This window comes from Thermodesulfobacteriota bacterium (assembly GCA_035559815.1).
In the GTDB taxonomy this organism is placed as follows: domain Bacteria; phylum Desulfobacterota_D; class UBA1144; order Nemesobacterales; family CSP1-2; genus DATMAT01.
Genome location: DATMAT010000052.1, coordinates 41,281 through 64,178 on the forward strand (window position 1 = coordinate 41,281; position 22,898 = coordinate 64,178).

The 22,898-nt window shown below is 46.6% G+C and carries 17 protein-coding genes; 14 read left to right on the forward strand and 3 right to left on the reverse strand.

Annotated elements, in window-relative coordinates; genetic code table 11:
* Positions 1-2: 2 nt before the first annotated feature.
* Positions 3-4,028 (forward strand): diguanylate cyclase, encoded by a 4,026-nt coding sequence (locus tag VNN20_13345; protein HWP93172.1) that lies wholly within the window; start codon positions 3-5, stop codon positions 4,026-4,028.
* Between the two features lie 6 nt (positions 4,029-4,034).
* Here VNN20_13345 and VNN20_13350 read toward each other — a convergent pair whose 3' ends face one another.
* Positions 4,035-4,976, reverse strand: coding sequence for a sigma 54-interacting transcriptional regulator (locus tag VNN20_13350; protein ID HWP93173.1), 942 nt, complete (start codon positions 4,974-4,976; stop codon positions 4,035-4,037).
* Positions 4,977-5,701: 725 nt separating this feature from the next.
* Here VNN20_13350 and VNN20_13355 point away from each other — a divergent pair.
* The 6 genes from VNN20_13355 to VNN20_13380 all read left to right on the forward strand — a co-directional run bounded on the left by VNN20_13355 (position 5,702) and on the right by VNN20_13380 (position 13,172).
* The gene (locus tag VNN20_13355) at positions 5,702-6,760 is read left to right on the forward strand and encodes a class I SAM-dependent methyltransferase (GenBank protein ID HWP93174.1); all 1,059 of its coding nucleotides are present in this window, start codon (positions 5,702-5,704) and stop codon (positions 6,758-6,760) included.
* Between the two features lie 177 nt (positions 6,761-6,937).
* Positions 6,938-8,047: a class I SAM-dependent methyltransferase gene (locus VNN20_13360; protein ID HWP93175.1), complete on the forward strand. Its 1,110-nt coding sequence runs from the start codon at positions 6,938-6,940 to the stop codon at positions 8,045-8,047.
* A gap of 293 nt (positions 8,048-8,340) precedes the next feature.
* Positions 8,341-10,281, forward strand: coding sequence for a sigma 54-interacting transcriptional regulator (locus VNN20_13365; GenBank protein ID HWP93176.1), 1,941 nt, complete (start codon positions 8,341-8,343; stop codon positions 10,279-10,281).
* Between the two features lie 432 nt (positions 10,282-10,713).
* Positions 10,714-11,100, forward strand: a complete 387-nt coding sequence (locus VNN20_13370) for a hypothetical protein (GenBank protein HWP93177.1) — start codon at positions 10,714-10,716, stop codon at positions 11,098-11,100.
* A gap of 605 nt (positions 11,101-11,705) precedes the next feature.
* Positions 11,706-12,293, forward strand: a complete 588-nt coding sequence (locus VNN20_13375; protein HWP93178.1) for an OsmC family protein — start codon at positions 11,706-11,708, stop codon at positions 12,291-12,293.
* A 93-nt stretch (positions 12,294-12,386) separates the two neighbouring features.
* Positions 12,387-13,172 (forward strand): methyltransferase domain-containing protein, encoded by a 786-nt coding sequence (locus VNN20_13380; GenBank protein ID HWP93179.1) that lies wholly within the window; start codon positions 12,387-12,389, stop codon positions 13,170-13,172.
* A 53-nt stretch (positions 13,173-13,225) separates the two neighbouring features.
* On the opposite strand, the gene VNN20_13385 is transcribed toward VNN20_13380, so the two are convergent.
* Together VNN20_13385 and VNN20_13390 are read right to left on the reverse strand one after the other, a co-directional pair.
* Positions 13,226-13,996 carry a DUF2182 domain-containing protein gene (locus tag VNN20_13385; GenBank protein HWP93180.1) on the reverse strand — a complete coding sequence of 257 codons (771 nt, stop codon included), beginning with the start codon at positions 13,994-13,996 and terminating at the stop codon, positions 13,226-13,228.
* A 210-nt stretch (positions 13,997-14,206) separates the two neighbouring features.
* Positions 14,207-14,803, reverse strand: a complete 597-nt coding sequence (locus VNN20_13390) for a DUF1326 domain-containing protein (GenBank protein ID HWP93181.1) — start codon at positions 14,801-14,803, stop codon at positions 14,207-14,209.
* Between the two features lie 210 nt (positions 14,804-15,013).
* Between VNN20_13390 and VNN20_13395 the strand changes: the two genes are divergently transcribed.
* The 7 genes from VNN20_13395 to VNN20_13425 all read left to right on the forward strand — a co-directional run bounded on the left by VNN20_13395 (position 15,014) and on the right by VNN20_13425 (position 22,870).
* Positions 15,014-15,493: a DUF4149 domain-containing protein gene (locus VNN20_13395; GenBank protein HWP93182.1), complete on the forward strand. Its 480-nt coding sequence runs from the start codon at positions 15,014-15,016 to the stop codon at positions 15,491-15,493.
* Between the two features lie 34 nt (positions 15,494-15,527).
* Positions 15,528-15,851, forward strand: a complete 324-nt coding sequence (gene erpA / locus VNN20_13400; protein ID HWP93183.1) for an iron-sulfur cluster insertion protein ErpA — start codon at positions 15,528-15,530, stop codon at positions 15,849-15,851.
* 218 nt (positions 15,852-16,069) lie between these two features.
* Complete coding sequence (locus VNN20_13405) at positions 16,070-17,098, forward strand: LLM class flavin-dependent oxidoreductase (GenBank protein HWP93184.1); 1,029 nt, start codon at positions 16,070-16,072, stop codon at positions 17,096-17,098.
* A 189-nt stretch (positions 17,099-17,287) separates the two neighbouring features.
* The gene (locus tag VNN20_13410) at positions 17,288-18,208 is read left to right on the forward strand and encodes an aldo/keto reductase (protein HWP93185.1); all 921 of its coding nucleotides are present in this window, start codon (positions 17,288-17,290) and stop codon (positions 18,206-18,208) included.
* Between the two features lie 226 nt (positions 18,209-18,434).
* Positions 18,435-20,261 carry a carboxyl transferase domain-containing protein gene (locus VNN20_13415; protein HWP93186.1) on the forward strand — a complete coding sequence of 609 codons (1,827 nt, stop codon included), beginning with the start codon at positions 18,435-18,437 and terminating at the stop codon, positions 20,259-20,261.
* Positions 20,262-20,665: 404 nt separating this feature from the next.
* Positions 20,666-21,544, forward strand: coding sequence for an ABC transporter permease (locus tag VNN20_13420; GenBank protein HWP93187.1), 879 nt, complete (start codon positions 20,666-20,668; stop codon positions 21,542-21,544).
* A 3-nt stretch (positions 21,545-21,547) separates the two neighbouring features.
* The gene (locus tag VNN20_13425; GenBank protein HWP93188.1) at positions 21,548-22,870 is read left to right on the forward strand and encodes an ABC transporter ATP-binding protein; all 1,323 of its coding nucleotides are present in this window, start codon (positions 21,548-21,550) and stop codon (positions 22,868-22,870) included.
* The last annotated feature ends 28 nt before the right edge of the window (positions 22,871-22,898 follow it).

Here is a 22,898-nt window from a genome sequence, read left to right on the forward strand (position 1 = left end):
CCATGAAAATTCAGACAAAAATCTTACTCTTACTATTCCTAGTCATAGGCGCTTTTGTGGCCGGACTCAGTTTCCTGAGGCTTTGGGAAGTAAAAGGGATTGAATCTCTATACTCGGTAGAAAAACAAGAAAGAAAAGAATCCTTTGATAAATTCCTGGAGCTCAAAGGGGAATCCCTGGAAACGCTAGCTTTTGATTACACTTACTGGGATGAAATGGTTGATTTTCTGAAAACTCGGGACAAAACCTGGGCGGCCGATATACTGGATACTAGTCTAACCAGTTATAAGGTAGATGCAATGTGGGTTTACAGGACTGACGGCACGCTTGTCTATTCCGTCACCAAATGGAAAGACCAACAGATAAAAGGTGAGAAGATACCATTGCCAGATGAATCGCTTGGCAAGGTGTTTGAGCAAAGGCGTTTCAATCATTTCTTTCTGAATACCCCGGAAGGTCTCATGGAAGTACGGGGGGCTACGATTCACCCATCTAACGACGTTGATAGAAAGACTCCACCCCAAGGCTATCTATTCGTTGGACGTTTATGGAACGAGGGCTACATGAATGAGCTCGCCGGATTAACCGAGAGCACTATAATCATAACACCCTTTGAAGAAACGAAAACATCCGGGGGGAGCCGAACCGAAGGTGTAATCTCATTTTCAAGAGTATTGACCGGCTGGGATGGCAAACCAGTGGCGCAGATTAATGTCAGGACTGAGTATCCGTTCATTAAGGAGCTAAACCGTGCATCGGATCGCTACTCCCTTCTATACACCCTCTTTTCGTTTGTCCTTTTCGTCCTTCTCTTTATTTTCATAATGCGCTGGGTAAGCATCCCTCTAAAATCTATATTCAGGAGTTTAGACCAGGAAGACTCCTCAATCATAAAGGACCTGCAAAAGGACAGAACGGAATTCGGCCAGTTAGCACAATTAATAAACAGATTTTTTGAGCAAAGAGACGAACTCATAAAAGAAATCAGCGAACGCAGGCATACGGAAGAGGCGCTCAGCAAGGCTGAACTTCGATACCGCGAACTGGTTGAAACCGTCCAAGCTATCGTCTGGCGGGCGGACGCACAAACGTTCCAATTCACGTTCGTCAGCAAAGAAGCGGAAGCGCTCTTGGGATATCCCACCGAGAGGTGGCTTAGCGAACCACACTTCTGGCAAGATCACATACATCCGGAGGACCGGGAATGGGCCTTATCCTTCTGCAAAGAGGCCACGAGAGAGAAGAAACCCCATGCTTTTGAGTACAGGATGATCGCCGCCGACGGCCGGGTGGTCTGGCTGAGAGACATAATACGGGTCCTGGTGGAGAACGATGAACCCAGAGAACTCATCGGAATAATGGTTGACCTGACCGAGCGCAAGAAGTCGGAAGAGATACTAGAAACAGCTACTCGGGTGCTAGAAGAACATCAGAAAAACCTGGAAGCAAAAAATATACATTTATCTATCCTAAGCAAGATCTCACAGGATGTACAGCAGTCTGTTGATTTAGATACAACTTACCGAACTGTACTAGAGAGAACCGCAGACCTGAGATTTATTGACCTTATGTCCCTTTATCTGGTGGAGGGAGAGGGAGACAAAAGGGAAGCGGTGCTACAGATCCAAAGAGGATATCCCGAGGACTACGTAAAGAAGGTTGGTAGAATCCCATACCCAACCGGCTACACCTGGAAGGTGATGGAGGGTGGCGAACTGGTTTTCCACGAAGACGCCTCAGACCCATCGAGTCCGGTCGGGCCCGCTGGTAAGGCTTTGGGACAACGTGCGCTCTTATCCATCCCTATAAAATCAGAACAGAACGAGGTTGTAGGGGTAATACACTTTTCCAGCTCCGAGAGTACCTCTTTTGCCCAGTATGAATTTGATTTCCTTTCATCCCTGGGCAATCAAATTGGGACGGCCATAGTAAAGGCCAAGATGTTAAAGGAGATGAAAAAAAGAGAAGAGGAGCTCGAAGCTACCACCCGGGAGCTTAGAGAGTATCAACAAACCCTAGAAGAAAGAAATAGAGATTTATCCATCTTGAGCAAGATTTCCCAGGAAATACATAAGTCCATCGAGCTAAATAATGCCTACAGAATCTTAACAGATTCAACCAAAAATTTGAAACTCTTCAACCTAATGGCCTTATATTTGGTGGAGGGAGAAGGGGATCGAAGGGAGGCAGTATTACAATTCCATCATGGCTATCCCGAGGATTACCTAAAAAGGGCTAGAAGAATAGCATACCCAAAGGGTAATACCTGGAGGGTAATTGAAAGCGGAGAGTTAAGTTACTTGGAAGATGCCTCAGACCCATCGAGTCCGGTCGGGCCCGCTGGTAAGGCCTTGGGACAACGTGCGCTCCTATCCATCCCTATAAAATCAGAACACAATGAGGTAATAGGAGTAATACATTTTTCCAGTTCAGAGAAGACCTCCTTCACCAAACAAGAGTTTGATTTCCTCATAGCCCTGGGGACTCAGATTGGAACAGCCATAGCCAAGGCCAGGATGTTTGAGGAAATGAAAAAACGAGAAGAGGAGTTAAGAGAAAGAGAAGAAAGACTGCGTAAGATCTTTGAAGATGGCCCCTTGGGCATGGCCATTGTCGGTTTGGATTATCGGTTCTCCAGGGTTAACCATACGCTCTGCCAGATGGTCGGATACACGGAAGAAGAACTTACCGCACTCACGTTCCCGGACATTACCTACCCAGAGGATATCGATACAGATATACGATACGCCGAGCAGTTGGCGCGAAAGGAGATAACCCGCTACAAAATGGATAAACGTTACATCAAGAAAAACAAAGAGGTTATTTGGGTTACTCTGACCGCCTCTATCATACTTGACAGTGATGGAAACCCTCTCTATTACCTGGCCATGATTGAAGACATAACCGAGCGTAAACGGGCGGAGCAAGCAATACAGCAGTCTAACGAAAAACTCATGGCTTCGGTCAAAGAGCTTGAACACCGAAGCCACAACAGAACCCTGCTTAATGAGATGGGGGACCTGCTCCAAACCTGCCTTAATGTCGAAGAGGCTTACGATATTATCGCCAAGTTTGCCCAACAGCTATTCCCAGGAGAATCCGGCGCCCTGTGTATACTCGATGACTCGCAAAATAATGTAGAAACCGTTGCCGCATGGGGTGAATCTTCACCTACTGAATCCATCTTCGCACCAGAGGATTGTTGGGCACTAAGGCGTGGGAAAGCACATGCAGTGGGGAACTCCGGCTCCGAGCCCGTCTGCAGGCATATTACTCATCCTCCTTCCGATGGTTACCTATGTGTGCCCATGATGTCGCAGGGCAAGGCCCTGGGGACATTGTGTCTGTTGAAAAGCCCTGACAACGTCCACCAGTCAAAGGAAATATTGCAACTATCCAAGGAACCCATTATGCAGCAATTGGCCATAGCTTTCGCCAGACAAGTCGAGCTGGCCCTAGCCAATTTAAAACTGCGGGAGACCCTGCATAACCAGGCCATCCGGGACCCGCTCACCGGTCTCTTCAATCGGCGTTACCTGGAAGAATCCCTGAAACGCGAGATATACCGTGCCGAACGCAAGGGGACTTCACTCGGAATAATAATGCTGGATATAGACCACTTTAAGAAGTTTAACGATACCCATGGTCATGCCGCGGGTGACGCCCTTCTTCATGAATTAGGAAAGTTCCTTAAAGCACATATACGCGGAGCAGATATAGCCTGCCGCTATGGCGGTGAAGAATTCACGCTCATTCTTCCGGACGTCTCGGTGGAAGACGCCCGGCAGCGAGCTGAGCAACTGCGAGAACGAGTAAGGTACCTTAAAGTGCAGGATAACAACCAAACCCTGAACGGTGTGACCTTGTCTTTAGGGGTGGCGGTCTTTCCGTTAAACGGCTCAACAATGGAAACTGTCCTAAGGGCAGCCGACTTAGCTCTCTACCGGGCCAAACACGAGGGCCGCAACCGAGTGGTAGTCAGCCAAGAAGTTGCCGGGGAAACAACCCGTCGCTCCGCCATTGCCTGACACAAGTCAAATATCATGCTGTGGTCTTTTAATACCCAGCTTCTTCATCCTGGACCTCAGGGTGCCGGAATTCATCCCCAGTATGGATGCCGCCCCGCGTTTACCGTCTATTACCCATTTGGTTTCCTCGAGTGTTTTTAATATATGAAAACGTTCTATATCCTCAAGCTTCTTGCTATTGGAATTACCCATATTCACATCAGGCATCAAGTCTAGACTGTCGTCAATCTTAAGTGCTGTTCCATGAGTGAGAATAACAGCCCGTTCGATTACGTTCTCAAGCTCCCTGATGTTCCCGGGCCAATGATAAGAAGTAAGTACGTCCATTGTCTTTTGAGGTATTGCTTCTATTCTCCTTCCCAGCTTCTTGGAGTACTTGTCCGTGAAATACCTTACCAAATGCTCAATATCCTCAACCCTTTCCCTGAGCGGAGGTATAAAGATCGGAAAGACGTTGAGCCGGTAATAAAGGTCTTGTCTGAAGCCGCCCTCTTGAACGGCTTTCTTCATATCCCGATTAGTGGCGGCAATAACCCTCACATCCGCTTTTAAGGTTTGAGAAGAACCAACCCGCTCAAATTCTCCCTGCTGAAGCACTCGCAGAAGCTTGACCTGAGTCTCTAGTGGAAGCTCACCAACTTCGTCTAAAAAGATAGTCCCGCCGTCGGCCAACTCGAATCGTCCCACTCTTCGCTGCACCGCCCCGGTAAACGCCCCCTTCTCATGACCGAATAACTCACTCTCTACCAGCCCTGCCGAGATTGCCCCACAGTTAATTTTGACCAGCGGGCGATCCTTACGCTGGCTCAAAGAATGAATCGCATGCGCAATCAGTTCTTTTCCGGTGCCGGACTCCCCTTCTATTAAAACTGTAGCATCGGTAGGAGCTACCTGCTCCACCTTGCGAAGCACCTTTTGAAGCGATTCAGCCTCACGCTTACCGGGTATAACCCAGTTTGTCGCTTCAGCATTTTAAGGGCAGGGAAACTCTCAATCCCGGTTCGATCATTCCAAACCGAGATATTTCACCACGGCCGTGATATTTCTCGACTATACACGAAAGAATAACGAACAAATAAAAAGAGAAATAAGCCAAAAATAGAGTGATTAAAATCAGTTAGAAAGAGTTAAAACAGGTTTTCTCGTTTTGGCATACCCTTTGCATTCGTTTAAAAGATAAAAAGAAGAAGAAATTCAAACCATGAAGGGGAAACAAAATGGCACTTTTAAGCTTCAAGAAATACACGGAATATTTGAATAACCTACTGGTCCTGCCAAACTCGGCTGAGTTCTTTGTGGGAAGGTCGACACAAATAAACGCTTACCGAAGGGATTCAAACGTTATTTCCTTTCGCTCAACCGAGAATAAATCGCAGAGGAAACAACCGAAATTCAGCTCAAAGCGAATTCACTTTTTAAAATAGACGTAGACGGAAAAGAAATAAGGATCTCGCGTGTGACCGGAACTATATGGGTTACACAAGAGGGTGATGCAAATGACCACATTCTAAAGTCGGGGGAGGAATTTGTTATCACTAAAAAAGGAATCGTCTTATTGCAAAGTCTTTCCGATGTAGCGATAGAGATCAAAAGCAAAAACTATGTAAAAAATGACAAAGATTAAACGATAGCGTAATTCCAGTAAAAAAAATTCTAAAGGAGGAACTGATAAAATGGCTATCAATGAAGAAACTCTTCATCAACTTTTAGGTAAGGCTATTGTTGACTTCGGGGCAACCTGGAATGCTCCTTTGGTGGTAATCGGTGACAAGCTCGGATTGTATAAGGCGCTGGCCAACTTCGGGCCGCTCACTTCTGGAGAGCTTGCTGAGCACACCGGCACCTCCGAGCGCTATGTACGCGAGTGGCTCCGGGCACAAGCCGCCGGAGGATATGTAACTTACCACCCGGAGACCGACCGCTATAGCCTATCGGAAGAACAAGCCTTAATGTTTGCCGACGAGAACAGCCCCGCATTTATAATTGGGGCATTTCAGTCCGCATTGGCCGGAACCAGGATCGAGCCCAAGCTAGCCAAGGCTTTTCGCACCGGAGAGGGTATCGGCTGGGATGAGCACGACGAGGGGCTCTTTGTTGGTACGGAGCGTTTTTTCAGGACCGGGTATGCCGCCAATCTGGTCAGTTCCTGGATCCCGGCACTGGACGGAGTCGAAGCTAAGCTAAAAGAAGGCGCTCGCGTAGCCGATGTCGGCTGTGGCCACGGTGCTTCCACTGTACTCATGGCTCAGGCCTACCCAAACTCTACCTTTATTGGCTTTGACTTTCATGATGAGTCGATCAAGGCGGCCCGGAAACGAGCCGAAGAGGCTGGGGTGTCAGACCGAGTCAATTTTGAGGTAGCTTCATCCAAATCCTACTTAGGGAGAAATTACGATTTAGTAACCTTCTTCGACTGCCTTCACGACCTCGGCGACCCTGTAGGCACTGCGGCGTACGTGCTCAAGACACTGAAGAAAAACGGTACCTGGATGATTGTGGAGCCCTATGCCGGGGACCGGGTAGAAGACAACCTGAACCCGGTCGGACGGGCCTATTATTCCGCATCTACACTTGTATGTACCCCTTGCTCACTGGACCAGGACGTGGGTCTTGCACTAGGCGCTCAAGCTGGAGAGGCCAGAATACGCGAAGTAGTAATGAAAGGAGGCTTCAGTAGATTCCGCCGCGCTACGGCTACCCCTTTTAATCTAGTGTTTGAAGCAAGATCATAGATGCCGAATAGGCAATAATTAACCAACCAAGCCGTTCATGGTTCGACTTACTCAGAACGAACGGCTTAATTAAAAGGCGTTCGCCCAGAGTGTGTTGAAGGGCGCACTTTATGGATTAATTCTATCATAATTTAATTAGTGGCTCGCTAATAGAAACAATTAGCAAAGGAGGTAATTATGCACCAGAAGAAACAAACTTCGACCGAAGTAATAAATCAGGTACGAGACGCCTTTGTGGAGAGGTTACTAAAATCAGCCTCGGGTGTATTTGATATCTTTACCATTTACATCGGGGATATGCTGGGTTTTTATAAAGCCCTTGCAAAACATGGCCCCTTGACATCTAGTGAACTCGCTTCCAAGACTGACACCCACGAACGCTACGTACGTGAATGGCTCGAGCAACAAACGGTGGCAGGAATCCTTCAGGTCCAGAACCCGGAAGCAGACGCCGAGCATCGCAAATTCAAAATTCACCCGGGGCATGCAGAGGTGTTGGTCGAGCGGGACAGCCTCAACTATCTCGCCCCTCTCGCTCAAATTACCATAGGAGCGGTGAAACCGCTTGAATCTTTATTGAATGCATACCGCACTGGCGGTGGCGTTCCCTACAATGAATATGGAGCAAACCTCTACGAGGGACAAGCCGGTATGAACCGGGCCATGTTCTTACAGCAATTGGGAACGGAGTGGCTCCCGGCTATTCCCGGGCTCAAAACCCGTTTGGAGTCAGACCCACCCGCACGTATCGCAGATATCGGATGCGGCGCCGGTTGGTCGAGCATAGGTATTGCTAAGACTTATCCCAAAGTACTCGTAGACGGATTCGACCTCGACGAGCCCTCGGTACTCCTTGCACGCAAAAACGCCGAAGAAGCGGGTGTTTCGGACCGCGTGAAATTCCAGATACGCGACGCTGGAGACCCGACGGTTGCCGGAAACTATGACCTGGTTACTGCTTTTGAGTGTGTTCACGATATGTCCAATCCGGTCACTGCTTTGCGGGGAATGAGAAATCTCACCAATGAGAAAGGTGTAGTACTGGTCATGGATGAACGGGTCGAGGAACGCTTCACGCCCGAAGGCAATGACGTAGAATGGTTCTTCTACGGCTTTAGTGTCCTTCATTGTCTTCCGGTTGGAATGGCTGAGCAACCCTCCGCAGGAACAGGCGCTGTTATGCGGCCGGGCATCTTAAAGCGTTATGCGGAAGAGGCCGGGTTTAAAGGTGTGGAGATTTTGCCGATCGAAAACTTCTTTTTCCGGTTTTATCGCCTGATAAAATAGCAAAAATACTTATGGAGCAAACCCACGAGCCCTTATTTATTTCTAGATCCTTCGCTCCTTCCTGATTCTAGAACGAAGGTATTGAAAATACTCCAGGAAATATAACCTGACCCGATGTAATCAATCTTGATTCCGATAATAACCTATCGGATATCTCAATTATCTTCGTTGTAATATACAAATATTAACTTTATTATATTCCCTCAAAAACCGAGAATAAGACGTGCGTGTGATGACGGGTATAAAAGAAACCTCGTTCCACGCTTGATCCTCTTTGGTTCTATCTCAAGAGTATGGTCAGGGGCAAAAAAATCAATCTAAGCGGATTTGACCAGGATGCGGCGACCCTTGGTTCCATTTTAGAGGGTACGGCTACCGAGACAGGAGAACGCTTTTTTTCCGCCCTAGTGGAAAACCTGGCCAAGGCATTAAGAGTGCACGGAGCCTGGGTTACAGAGTACTTAGAGGAATCTCGCCGATTACGTGCTCTGGCCTTCTGGCTCGATGGGCAATTTGTACCTGATTATGAATACGACATATCCGGAACGCCTTGCGAGCCGGTCGTCGAAAACACCTGCTTAATCCATATACCGGAGAAGGTTGTGGAGCTTTATCCCAAAGACCCGGACCTTCCCAAAGCCGGAGCGGTCAGCTACATGGGTTTTCCGCTTTTGGACATTGACGAGCGCGTCCTCGGACATTTAGCGGTCATCGACACACAGCCCATGCCGGAGGACCCAAAGGCCCTGGCCCTATTCCGCATCTTTGCCGCCCGTGCCGCTGCGGAATTGCAACGCCTTCGTGCCGAAGCAGAGGTAAGAAAGCGAGAAGAGGAACTGAAACAGTTAGTGAACAGCGCCATGGATGCGATTATTCAACTCGACCAGGACCTCAGAGTAACACTGGTGAACCCGGCCGCAGAAAAGATATTCAAATGCCCAAAAGACGAAATCCTTGGCCTGTTTTTTAAACGGTTTCTCGGGGATAAAGACGTTGAAAAACTGGATAAGCTCATCAAGGAACTTAATGACCTTCCCGAAGCCCGACGTTATCTGTGGATTGCCGGCGGCCTTCAGGTCATATGTGCGGAGGGCGAACAATTCCAAGCCGAGGCTACGATCTCACAATTTGAGATGCAGAAAAAAATTTACTACACGCTAATACTCCGTAACGTCAACGAACGTATCCAGGCCGAGGAGAAGATTCGCTCGCTGACCGTGGAAACCGAATACCTGAAAGAGGAACTAAAGGCACTTCTCAACCTTGATGAGATTATCGGTCAAAGCGAACCGATGCTCCGAGTATTACAGGATGTAGCGCAAGTAGCGGACACAGGCTCCACAGTGCTAATTCTAGGTGAAACCGGCACTGGGAAAGAGCTTATCGCTAGGGCAATTCATTTTGCAAGCAGACGACGCGATAAACCCTTCATCAAGGTGAACTGTGCCGCCATCCCGGCCACGCTTATGGAGAGTGAATTCTTCGGCCACGAGCAGGGTGCATTCACCGGGGCCACCAAGAAAAGAGAAGGACGTTTTTCACTGGCAGACGGGGGAACAATATTCCTCGATGAGGTCGGTGAGCTTCCGCTTGACCTCCAAGTTAAGCTCCTACGCGTTTTGCAAGAGGGAGAATTCGAACCGGTGGGCAGCTCTCACACCAAAAAGGTTGATGTTAGAGTAATAGCAGCAACCAATCGTGATTTACATAAGGCGGTGCAGAACGGGGATTTTAGGAAGGACCTTTATTATCGGCTGAACGTATTCCCTGTCGAGGTGCCTCCTCTTCGGGAGCGCGAAGACGATATCGTCTTGATTGCTTCCACCTTTGCTCAAAGATTCGCACGGAGAATGGGACGCACCATCGAACCCCTTTCTGACCGGGACATCAAACGCTTGAAATCCTATAATTGGCCCGGAAATGTGCGTGAGCTGCAAAACGTAGTCGAGCGGGCAGTAATAACTTCCCAAGGCGGTCGGCTAAATCTAGACCGTGCCCTGCCGGAAATAGATAAAGTTATTTCAACAACAACGACCGCTCTAGCGGAAGAGCAAACCGAACGAATTCGTACTATTCATGAAATCGAAGAACTGGAAAGGCAGAACCTGATTCGTGCTCTGGAGGCAACCAATTGGCGTGTTTCCGGCGAGAACGGTGCAGCCAGATTGCTTGGCATGAATTCATCTACCCTAAGCTCGCGCATGAAGGCTCTTGGAATAAAACGGCCTAGATAGTCACAAGCTTTTAATCGCTTATATAAAATCTCGTGCTTCGAGAGGCCTGTCCTGAGTCTATCGAAGGGCTCAGCACGAACGGCTGTTTACTCAAGGTACACACAATTACCGATCACCCTGAGCCCGTCGAAGGGTGTAATTCAAAATCCGATATCTTCCTTTTCACTCATTCTGTTTACCCCTCATTCTATTATTACTAACGGAGTTGTAAAATCCCGCAAATTCCCTCACGAAATCCCATGATTTGCGAAATCTCGCAATTTGCATCCAGCTATCATAAGTACCGTAACTCATCATATTCGTTAAATAAACTGTCTCGGTGGAATTGGCATGATCTCTGCAATTACCTTGTTGTAGCTGATGAGAACCGATTTAACTGAAGTTTTGTAAGGAGAGTTGGAAGGCTTTCAGGATTGAGCAATGGAACCGGGAATGATAGCAGGCACAATCTCGACGACCGTTTTTACCTTAAGCAACATCCCCATGTTGCTTAAAGCAGCAAGGACCCATAATCTGCGGTCCTACAGCTATACATATATCATCATGAATAACTTGGCCAACCTGATACATTGGCTTTATATATCAGCGATGCCTTTCGGGCCCATTTGGATTCTCCACGGGTTTTATACCGTATCGAGCGTATTGATTTTACTCTGGTATCTCCGCTATGAGAAAGGATATCAGGGCTTTTCCCTGGACATTAGAAAGGCGCTCGCCCTCCCTCATTTAAGAAGAACCAGTCGAGTTTCTTATATAAAATTTAAATTGCAAGGGTTTAATCTAATCAAAACGGACACGGCATCAGCAGGTCACCTCTAACAAGACGATTTCACTTTTCCAAATGCCCAGTCGAAGGACAACCTATCTCATCCTTCGACCCTGCTCAGAGCCTGTCCTGAGTACAACGAAGGAATGAGCGGATTCACATCCGATATAATAAAACCGCTAAAAAATATAAAAAAACGTTCACCCTGAGCCTTTCATTACATTCAGAGCTTGTCCTGAATAGAGCGAAGAAATAGACTCTGCGAAGAGTCAATGCACGTTTTTCTGTCATCCTGAGCGGCAGTGAAGGATCTAGATTCTTCGCCGCTTAGTACACCCTGAGCCAGCCGAAGGGCGGCTCAGAATGACAAATGACAGTGGCAGATATTCACTGGTGAACAGAAAAAAGTCATGTGAAGGATTCAATTACATCTCAGACTGTTCGCGTGTCTTATTATCCCCATTTATGAAATCTCGATAATTTAATTTGCGAGATCTCGCAAATTGCGAAATCTCACAAATCTTTCCTGCACCCTAAATTTGACGTAATCATTTACAATCATTAAATATTTATGAATAAGGTAAACATGGCACGCAACATGCACTTATATATCAATAGTTCTTGACAACAAAAAATTCAAAAAAGGAGGTAAAGTAAAATGTCAGAACAAGCAACAGCAAGCAAGGTGGAAGAAGTTGTTTTAAATGGTGTTAACGTCAGTAAGCTCGTAGACACCATAGAGCTAATCAAGGAGAATGCGGAGGTGGCCAAGTTTAAATTCCGCGCCTCCAATAAATGGCTAATCGGAGGACACAACCGGTCGACCATTAAAGATTTTTACGGCGCTGGCCAGGAGGATACCTCAAGAGAGAAACCATTCGTTTTTGACAACGATGAGCCTCCCGTCCTTCTGGGAGAGAATAACGGAGCAAACCCGGTGGAGTTTATACTTCATGCTATGGCCGGCTGCATAACCACCACTTTTGTGTACTACGCTGCGGTTCATGGTGTTAAGATAGACGAGATCGAATCCTCCTATGAAGGCGACCTCGACCTCCGTGGAATGCTCGGGCTGCCTGGTCGGACAGAGGTTGGCTATGAGCGAATCCGGGTGAAATTCAAAGTTAAATCGGATGCGCCGAGGGAGAAGCTGGAAGAACTTATCGACCTGGCCCAGAAGAGATCGCCGGCTGCAAATAGCGTGATGAATCCCGTCCCCGTCTCGATTAGCCTAGAGACATCGTAAAATAAAAACGGCATGCTATATAAGGGCTAACACCCGACCTACAGCATGCCTTTATCATAGCCCATAATTTGTATATTAAGGAGGATTAGAAAGATGGCAGTCAAATGTCCTGTAGGATTTGATGTAATCCGCTTACGTGAGTTGGTACATGAAACATATGACCGGGTAGCCCACGAGCCCCAGGGCGACTTTCACTTTCACCGTGGTCTGGATTATGCCGTCGAGTTCCTTAATTACGATAGAAAGGAACTTGAATCGTTACCCGTAGAGTGTACAGCCCGCTTTGCCGGTGTTGGCAACCCGCATCGCATTGGCAGGATCCAGCCCGGAGAGACCGTCCTTGACCACGCCTGTGGCGCCGGTATGGACCTACTTCTTGCAGCAAAAAAGGTAGGGCCCAATGGCAAGGCTATCGGTGTAGATATGACCAAGGCTATGCGTGACTATGCCAAAGCTTCCGCCGAGAAAGCAGGGCTTTCACACATTGTGGATATACGTGAGGGATTCATGGAGGAATTGCCGGTCGAAGATGAAAGTGTTGACGTAGTCATCTCTAACGGAGTCGTCAACCTCTCACCGGATAAGGAAAAGGTGTTCAAAGAAATCGTCCGTGTGCTCAAACCCGGAGGGCGCTTATTCCTGGCAGACGTGGTGGTGCAGAGGGAGCTAAAGCTCGATGCACGCAGCAGCCCTGAGTTATGGGCAGCATGTATTGGGGGTTCACTCCCGGAACCGGAACTATTCGAAATAAGCTCGGCTGTCGGTTTGTCTGATGGAAAGATTCTGGAACGTTTTGATTGCTTCAAAAATACCTCTGCCGAGGTTAAGGTGTCTAAGGACCTGTATGTTCAGGCAGTTAACTTCTTTGCCAGGAAGTGAAGCGGGAATCCACAAGAAAAAATAAGGCTTAGAAGCAGTTAACAAAATTATTATTAGGTTAGACCTAATAGTAAGACACCCAAACCGATCAAAATAATGCCAAGCGGTTTACTGAACCGACGGCCCCATGATGTGTTCTTCTCTATTGCCATTACTATAGCCAATATAAACATCCAGCCGAGACTGCCGAAACCTACGACAAACATGAGGAGCATGAGGGCCCAACAGCAACCAACGCAGAAAACACCGTGATCCACACCTAGACGAAACGAATTCCATTTTTCGTTGCGTCCCTGCCAATGCTCTATAACAAAGCTGAAAGGAGACCTGCACTTGTCGAGACATCTATATTTTAGTGACGTAAACTGAAAAGCACCGGCGAGAATCAGCAGGAAGGGAGCGCCAGCCAGTTCTTGATGTCCGAGCCATGGTATATTACCCAATACCCAGTGCAATAACTGATATCCGAGGTAGATCAATATGCCAAAGAGAACCCAGATTATTAAGTAGCCAATTATTACCAGTGCCACTAATAGCAGGCGGTCAGGCCTACTACCCGCAAGTGTATGGAATGTGGCAATTACCGGAAGACTCGTGGGCAGCATCATGGCTACTGTCATAACCGTCCAGCCTAATACGAACAGCAGGATAAATGAGCTCGATGAGTGGATATGATGACCTAAATTATGGGTATGAAATAAGCTGTTAACCGAGTCCTCGGTGAGCCAAAGAGCTATCCAAGCACCCAAAACGAGTATTAAAATCGAAAAAAACAATGCCGTGCGCTCGACAGCAGGAGGGACCGAGCTTCTGAACATTGACATTTAATATTAACCCCACAAGATATGATCAGCAGTGTATTTCATTTACACATGCTAGCTTAGGAACGCATATGCTTCGACCGAGTCTATCCTGGGGAAGTCGAAGGGCTCAGTACAAGTATGAGTTCCCTACAATTTCATGGTGTTTATTACCTGATTAGACGCCTAAGCCATCAGGAAGATTTGAGTATCTCCAGATGACTGTAAGCTCGGTTAAGCTTTAAAACGAAAAGAACCGGATACTGCGTTGTGGCCTTTTAGGTCAATATCGAATCCAGGGACTTTGGCTCTATAATTCGATGCCTTGCCCACATATGCAGGAGAACCAGGAATTGTGGTAAAAATGGTATCGTGAATCGCCGACTCTTTTCCCGTTAAGCCTTTAAACGGAGCTAGCGAGGCTTCAATTCCATCCCCAACTTTAATAGTTCCGCTAGCACCCTTGATATCAAATGTTATCGGGACCTTTTCCACCGATACAATTTCTCCCACGAGCTTAGCCATATCGGCAATAGGTCCACCAAGCTTTCCAGACCAAACGTTCAAGAGCGCTTCTTTCTGTTTATCCGTCGCATTCTGGTCAATATAGACACGTACAGACCAATTCCCTTTAAGGATGTTACCGGGAATGTGGCATAGCATTACAATGGAACGTCCCGAGACGTCCACCCCTTCAACATTTCCTTTATCCACATGCCATCCCAGCAAACCGTCACAGTAATCTAGGTCCGGGTCTTCTCCTACCCAGCATGGGCAGAGGATATTGCAGGTACATACTTCTAAAAGCCGACCTTCAACTTCATACGCCATTTCAGCCCTCCTCATTAGTTAGATTGAGTCAACTTTCGGCTCTACTGCAAAAGGGTGAGTTTACTACCGATAATCCTTATAGCAAAATTGCCTATTTTTGTCAATAAGAGTTAAATATACCTAAAAGGTATCGATTAAATCTTGGGGGCAATTAATTTATTCACTATAAACTGGTATAATGACCATAAACCCAAATAACCGTGATAGGTAATGCAAGTCACGCTTAAATTTCTCTACCTTCTCTCCCTAATCTTCTGGATAGGGAGCATATTTTTCTTTTCGCTGATTACTGCGCCCAGCATTTTCAAAGTCCTACCCCGTAACTTAGCCGGAGACCTAGTTTCGGATATCTTCCCCAAATACTATCTCATAGCCTACATATGCGGCGGAATCGCTCTTATCACCTCGTGCATCTTATGGTTTAAAGAAAAACCTGGGGTTTCACCGTTGTTAAAAATCGTTATTCTTCTCATAATGCTCGGTCTGGCCGTTTATGCCGGTGGAGTAATAAGACCACAGGCACTGGAAGCCCGCACGGAGATGAAAAGCTTGGCTGAAGATTCCCCGAGGTACTTGGAAGTGCATGACCGGTTTCAAAAGCTCCATAAACGATCGGTCATTATGAACTCGGCCGTATTCTTGATGGGAATTGCTATTGTTCTTATTACCGCATATACTTATAGGGAATAAAAAAGCTTTCGTAGAGAAGGAGGTAGTCAAAAATATGTTTGAGGTTACTACAAAAGCTGCCGGTGAGATCAAGAGGCTATTACAGGGTGAAGACATACCCAATGCCGTGCTTAGAGTTCGGGTTGTCCCCGGTGGATGCTCCGGATTTTCATATGAGATGGGCTTTGACGATATGACAGAAGACACGGATAAGGTTTTCGAAGTAGATGGTATAAAGGTGGCAATAGATGAATTTAGTTTTCCTTACCTCCAGGGAGCCAGGCTTGATTACTCCGACGGTCTTAGCGGCACCGGTTTTAAAATTGACAACCCTAATGCCAAGGGTTCCTGCGGCTGCGGCTCATCGTTTACGGTTTAAAAACAACCCTCCAAAATACAAAAGGGCTGGCTAACAGAGTAACGCCAGCCCTTTAAAAATCAAAAATAAATCTCATTTATTTAGCCCCGTTAACAGAGTTCTCCACCTATTTCTTCTGCCCTTCAATACACCGCTAAAATCAATTAAAATCATAACTTTATTTGGCGCTATTCGATTTTATTTACTCAACCATCTAAAAGCATAAGGAGGTTATGAATATGAAATTCGGAATAGGATACTACAGCTTGCAGTCACCGCCGCATGCCCCTAAAGAACATCGGCAATTGTATTCAGAGATGTTGGAAGAGATAAGTATTGCCGAAGAACTGGGATTTGACTCCGCCTGGCTTACCGAGCACCATTTCCTCGCCGATGGGTATTGCCCTTCCCTCATGGTAACGGCTGCGGCCATTGCCGCCCGTACCAAGAAAATTCGCATTGGTACGGGGGTATTGCTTCTGCCCCTGTACAATCCGGTTAAAGTAGCAGAAGATGCAGCGGTAGTGGACATTATATCAAACGGACGTTTGATTCTCGGCCTAGGACTGGGATACAGACAGGAGGAGTTTGATGCATTCGAAATCTCCCTGAAGCATCGTAAAGGACGGATGGAGGAAGGCATCGAGATACTAAGGAAAAGCTGGGCCGATGGAGGATTTAGCCACACAGGGAAACACTTTAAGATTAATAACGTAAATGTGACTCCTAAGCCTGTTCAAAACCCGATTCCCATTTGGATAGGGGCTTATCAAGAACCGGCTATAAGGCGTGTTGCCCGCCTGGGTGTTCCACTTTACTTAGCCAGCGTCGGCACGATACCGTTTCTTCGAAGAGAACTGGACATGTTTCACAAAGCACTCAGAGAATTCGGACACGATCCGCAAAAAATCGAACAGCCTCTCGTACGCGATGTCTATATTAGCACTAAGGGGGAAGAAAAAGCCTGGGAAGAGGTCAAAGAGCACGTTGCCTATATCTATAAAGGCTATGCCGAGTGGGGGTCTATGGTGGACGCTAATGGAAATGCCCTTACCGATCCAAATGACCCTAAATTAGAGGAGGCGGTGAAGGAACAAGGAATATTCGGTACACCGGAAGAATGTGTCGATAAGATCAGGGCTTTTCAAAAGGCACTACCGACATTCAATCATCTGATATGCCGTTTTGAGTTTCCCGGAATAAGCCATGAGCAGGTTATGACTTCCATGAAGCTTTTCACAGAACAGGTAATGCCCTATATAAAATAAGCAATGTTATTTATTCACATACTGACGGGCCAAGATTATTATGTCTTTCCCGCATGTTTTAAGCGGGAATCCATTTTTTAGGCTACTCGTGGATGCCCGACTAATACATTCGGGCATGACAAACAGGCAGAAGGGCTATCAAATCTTGAATAAAAGATGATTGATACGATCTAATTAACCTTTCTAAAATTGAAATACCGAAAACTGGGAAGAACACATCTTTTAGTCTCTGAAATCGGCTTTGGCTCCTGGGGAATAAGCGGGCGGGGCTACGGGCAGACCGATGACACGGAATCTATCCGCACCCTACATAAAGCCTTAGACTTAGGAGTCAACTTTATAGACACTGCCGATTCTTACGGTGACGGGCATAGCGAGGAGCTTATCGGTAAGGTTTTAAAGGAAAGGGGTGATAGGGAGACCATAATTGCCACCAAATTTGGATGGGATTTCTATGGAAGAGGCGGGATAAATAGCAATTTAAAAAGGGACTACATATTCTTCGCCGTAGAAGGGAGCTTGAAAAGACTGGGTAGAGATTGGATAGACCTTTATCAGGTACATAATTCAAGGCCAGATGCAATAAAAGAGCATGATGTCTATGAAACACTAGAGAAGCTTAAAAAACAAGGGAAAATCAGGTTTTATGGAGTTTCCGCTTTTTACTTAAATGACGGTATCGAAGCGATAAAAACAGGGAACCCGGATACCATCCAGGTTGTTTACAACATCCTCAACCGGGAGGCGCGGCAAGAATTATTTCCGCTGGCCTTAAACTACAATATAGGAATCATCGCCCGGGAGCCTCTTGCCTCCGGGATCTTATCCGGCAAACACGACGAGCATTCAGAGTTTCCCAAAAGCGACCATAGACGGGGGTGGAGTAAGAGCTTCTTAGAAGAAAGAGCCAGAAAAGTCAGTAAGTTAAAATTCCTTGAAAAAGAAGGGCGGTCATTAACCCAAGCCGCCATAAGGTTTACCCTTTACAATGAAGCGGTATCGGTTGTCATTCCCGGGGCAAAAACGGAAAGACAGGTAGAGGAGAACGTAAAAGCGGGGGAGGTTGAGCTTGAGGCGAGTGAACTAAAAAGGCTTGAGGAGCTTATCTAAAGTAATTTATCATGCCTGAATGCTAAGCGCCAAAAATTGATATCTGGACACGGTATTTTCCCCCGTACGGTAACCCATATATTTTATGTTATAATATCCACCCGCTAATGAACTAAATCCCTATTTCGAACAACCCTTTTCTTTTTTCAGAGGAAAATACGATTATCATGACACCATTCATCTTGATCGCATCAGGCAAGACAAAAGCAGAAAGACGGAGGAGTGAATGGCCCGCATTTCACAAATGATGGAGATACACGAACAGGCAAGGTCCTATAATCGGGTAAAGTCAAAGCATATAATAGATTCCCTATATTCCGATTTTACACCCTGGTACGAGCTTCCTGGTTTCTCTAATAAAATAAAATCACCCGCCGGAAAGATAATAGAATTCGTCGATGATCCTACGGTAATTATTGGAACGGCAAGGCTCAAGAGCAGGAATAAAGAGGTAGCAATCATCGCCCAGCAGACCCCTTCAAACGATGTAGAGCGGGCTAAGTTCAACTACGGGCTGGTAAAAGCAGACGGATACGGACTATCCTACAACATGATGCAATATGCGGAGAAGAAAGGCTTGATGCTGCACACATTTGTCGATACCATCGGCGGCGATCCTTTCGAATACTCCGCAGAAAAACTCCAGTCCTGGCTGATATCGTATTGCCAGGCTAAAATGATTACCCTCAACACCAAGTCCATTTCCACTATTATCGGGAGCGGGGGGAGCGGAGGGGCAATCGCAATCCAGCTAGCCCATAGACGCTTCATGCTCAGCCGTGCCGAGTATTCGGTTATTACTGCAGAGGGATGCTCGGCGATACTTTTTCGAAGCCCTTACAACATAGAGGAAGCACTCAAGGTTTTGCAGCCCACTTCCGATTACATGCTTAAATACGGCATAGTCGATAAGGTGATCAAAGAGCCCTCACTAGACAGTTCCGACTATTTAACCACCGTGCTCGAAAATATTCAGAAATCCTTGACTCAAGCCACCGATGAACTAGAACGAGCAGACACCAACTATCTCCAGAAGAGCTTAAGAGACCGGATAGAAGAGTGCGGACAGTTGGAGAAACGGCCTCGAAAATATCAAGCTTTTGCCAGGAAATTAAAATTATGGCTTTTGCCCTCCCACACCTTTAACAAGTCCGTTACTCCGGAAATTTCTCACATGCAGATAGCATTATATGGTGCAGAGCCTTACGTGTGCAATGATGAAAAAGACCTGGAAGGAAAGGTAAGCCGGTACGGATGCCGAAACCATTCTACGCAGAAAGAGTTTCAAGAAAATTTTTATGCCTGTCCGTATTGTCAAAAACCCGGTTCGTTAGGGTCGGATCACTATATCGATTTGCTGCTGGATTCCGGCTCGTTTCATGAGTTACATCCTGATTTAAGCGCAGGAAACGTTGATGGACGGTTCAGTTTTTATGACTATTCGGAAAGTCTAAGCAAGATGTCCGGACGTACCGACTCCAAGGAAGCATTGGTTATTGGATACGGAACTATTTCCGAATTGCCCGTTGCCGTCGCGGTCTGCGATTTTCGCTTCATGGGGGGGTCGATGGGAGCCATATTTGGCGAGAAAATGAAGCTCGTTGTAGATTACGCCATTCGCAAAAAGATCCCTTTGATTTCTATATCCGCAACCGGGGGAGCCAGGATGCAGGAGGGAACGGTAGCTTTATACCAGATGGCCAAAACCATCTCCGCAATCCTAAAACTGAAAGATGCCGGACTACCCTTTATTTCCATCCTCGGGCACCCCACCACCGGGGGAGCACTGGCCAGCTATACCGTTTTAGGCGATTTCATCATTGCCGAGAAAAAAGCAACTATTGCTTTTGCCGGAGACCGCGTAGTCAAATTGACCAGCGGGGGGAGGGGGGTGGACCCGAATGTGATGACGGCGGAATTTTTTGCAGAGCACGGGGGTATGCATCTCGTCACAGAACGGCGTCAGTTAAAATCAATTATAACTGGTTTGCTCTTATTTCCACCATGGAATAAGAGGTTTAAAAAACAAGCCGAGTCCGATAATGGATACTAATATAAAAATAAACCTAAGGTTATAGTCAGATTGAATACCAGATTATTAATTATAGTTCTATGAGATGCTTAGGCGCACGCAAATTTCAAACTTATGCAGATAGTTGCAAACTTACCTAACAAAAGTTTTAAGCTCAGAACCACAGTATTACCTTTCCGAATCAAAAATTAGGACAAAAGTCCGATTAATAATACCGTAGACGTAAATTAAAATGGTACAAAAGTATTAGTATTAATACACGGTTATTGTATCCTATTCTTCCTACCGATGTAGCCGAGAGGCGGAGCTATATGATAATTTCTGCTAATCATCCAAAACACATTTGAGGGGCACAACTAAACAAATTCAAATAAACGAAATACACCAAGCGTTTAAACCGTTATTATCGATTCGGAGGTCCCCTTTTGTATAAATTAGAACTGCCCGAGAACAAAGACATTCCAGGACTGAGCATACCGAAGACGCTTCCGCATTTTAATATTCGTCCTTCACATGGCTGGGTTTCTCTCAAGCTCAAAGACATTTGGGAATACCGAGAGCTTCTATACTTTTTAGTCTGGCGAGATATCAAAGTACGTTATAAGCAAACCGTACTAGGCGTAGCATGGGCCATATTACAACCTATTTTGACTATGGTGGTATTCAGTATCTTCTTTGGACGACTGGCTAAAGTGCCGTCTGACGGAATACCTTATCCGCTGTTTGCCTATAGCGCACTAGTACCTTGGCAGCTATTTGCAAACGCCCTGACGGCCTCCGGTAACAGCCTGGTGGCAAACCAACAACTTTTAACAAAGGTCTATTTTCCACGCCTGGTCATCCCCATGTCAGCGGTGCTGGCCGGGCTAATCGATTTCGGAGTTTCCTTCCTGGTACTGATTGGAATGATGTTCTATTTCGGCGTTGTCCCAACTGTAGCAGTTTTAACCTTGCCCCTGCTAATCATGTTAGCTATAGCCAGTGCCCTAGCGGTAGGATTATGGTTATCAGCCCTAAACGTCCAATATCGTGATGTGCAATATACAATACCTTTCTTGATGCAATTTTGGCTCTTCCTAACTCCCATTGCCTACCCAAGTAGCCTGGTACCAGAGAAATGGCGTATATTGTACGGCCTGAATCCAATGGCCGGAGTGGTAGAAGGGTTTCGCTGGGCACTCCTGGGTAAAACCAACGGAATAGGATCGCTAATATTCGTTTCCGCGTTAGTGGTTGCTATACTCCTTTTTGGAGGTCTGGTGTATTTTAGGCGTATGGAAAGAACATTCGCCGATGTAGTGTAAATTATGAGTGAAGTCGCTATCAGTGTTAAAAACCTTAGCAAGAAGTACCATATTGGGCAGCGCCAGCGCCATAATGCCCTTCGTGACAAAATCACCGACGCTATGTACACAAGTCTCCGCCGCCTTTCGCGATTTGTGAATGGACAACCGGCAGCTTATAAAGAAGATAACATTATTTGGGCTCTAAAAGATGTCTCTCTCCAGGTGAAACGAGGCGAGGCTGTTGGCATCACTGGTCCCAACGGTGCCGGTAAGAGCACGCTACTAAAGATTCTCACTCGGATCACCGAGCCGACGGAGGGCTATGCCGACATCTACGGTCGAGTGGGCTCACTACTGGAGATCGGTACTGGATTCCATTCAGAATTGACCGGACGAGAGAACATATATCTGAACGGAGCTATCCTGGGCATGAAGAAAACAGAGATCGACCGAAAATTTGACGAGATTGTTGCATTTTCGGAGATCGAGAGGTTTCTGGACACTCCGGTGAAGCGCTATTCCAGTGGCATGTATATGCGCCTGGCATTTTCCGTAGCTGCTCATCTTGAACCGGAGATTTTATTAATCGATGAGGTCTTGTCCGTAGGTGACGCTTCCTTCCAGAAAAAGTGCTTTGCTAAAATGGAAGAAATAAGACACGAAGGTCGTACAATACTTTTTGTCTCACATAATTTAGGCGCTATTACCCGTCTTTGTCAAAGAACTATTCTCTTCGAAGAAGGACGAATTTCAGCGGACGGGCCATCTCATCAAGTTATCAGTGCTTACTTAACACCAGGAACTGGTACAACCGCCGAGAGAATATGGACTGACCCGGAAAAGGCTCCCCAGGGTGATATCACTCGCCTCCGTGCTGTACGGGTAAGGTCAGTAGAGGGCCATCTGATTGATAAAATCGACATCAGACAACCTTTAAGGGTGGAGATGGAATACGAGGTTCTCAAACCAGACCATATAATCATGCCCCATTTTGCCTTTTACAACGAGGAAGGCGTTTTGGCTTTTTCAGCCCATGACCTCGATCCGGCCTGGCGGAAGCGCCCCCGTCCGGTTGGCTCATATGTAAGCACGGCATGGATTCCTGGCAATCTCCTAGCAGATGGTACTTTTTCGGTAGGAGCAGGGATTGATACGATTGACCCTATTATCTTCCAGTTTTATGAATACGACGTAGTAGCATTCCATGTGATAGACAATCTTGAAGGAGACACCGCTCGGGGTGATTTCACCGGGGACATGGGCGGTGTTCTTAGACCAATGCTTAAGTGGAGTACACAATTCAATGGCGACGAATCCTATACTAAACAGCGCTCAAAATCATAATTAACGCCATTGCTGGATCCCGTAAAAG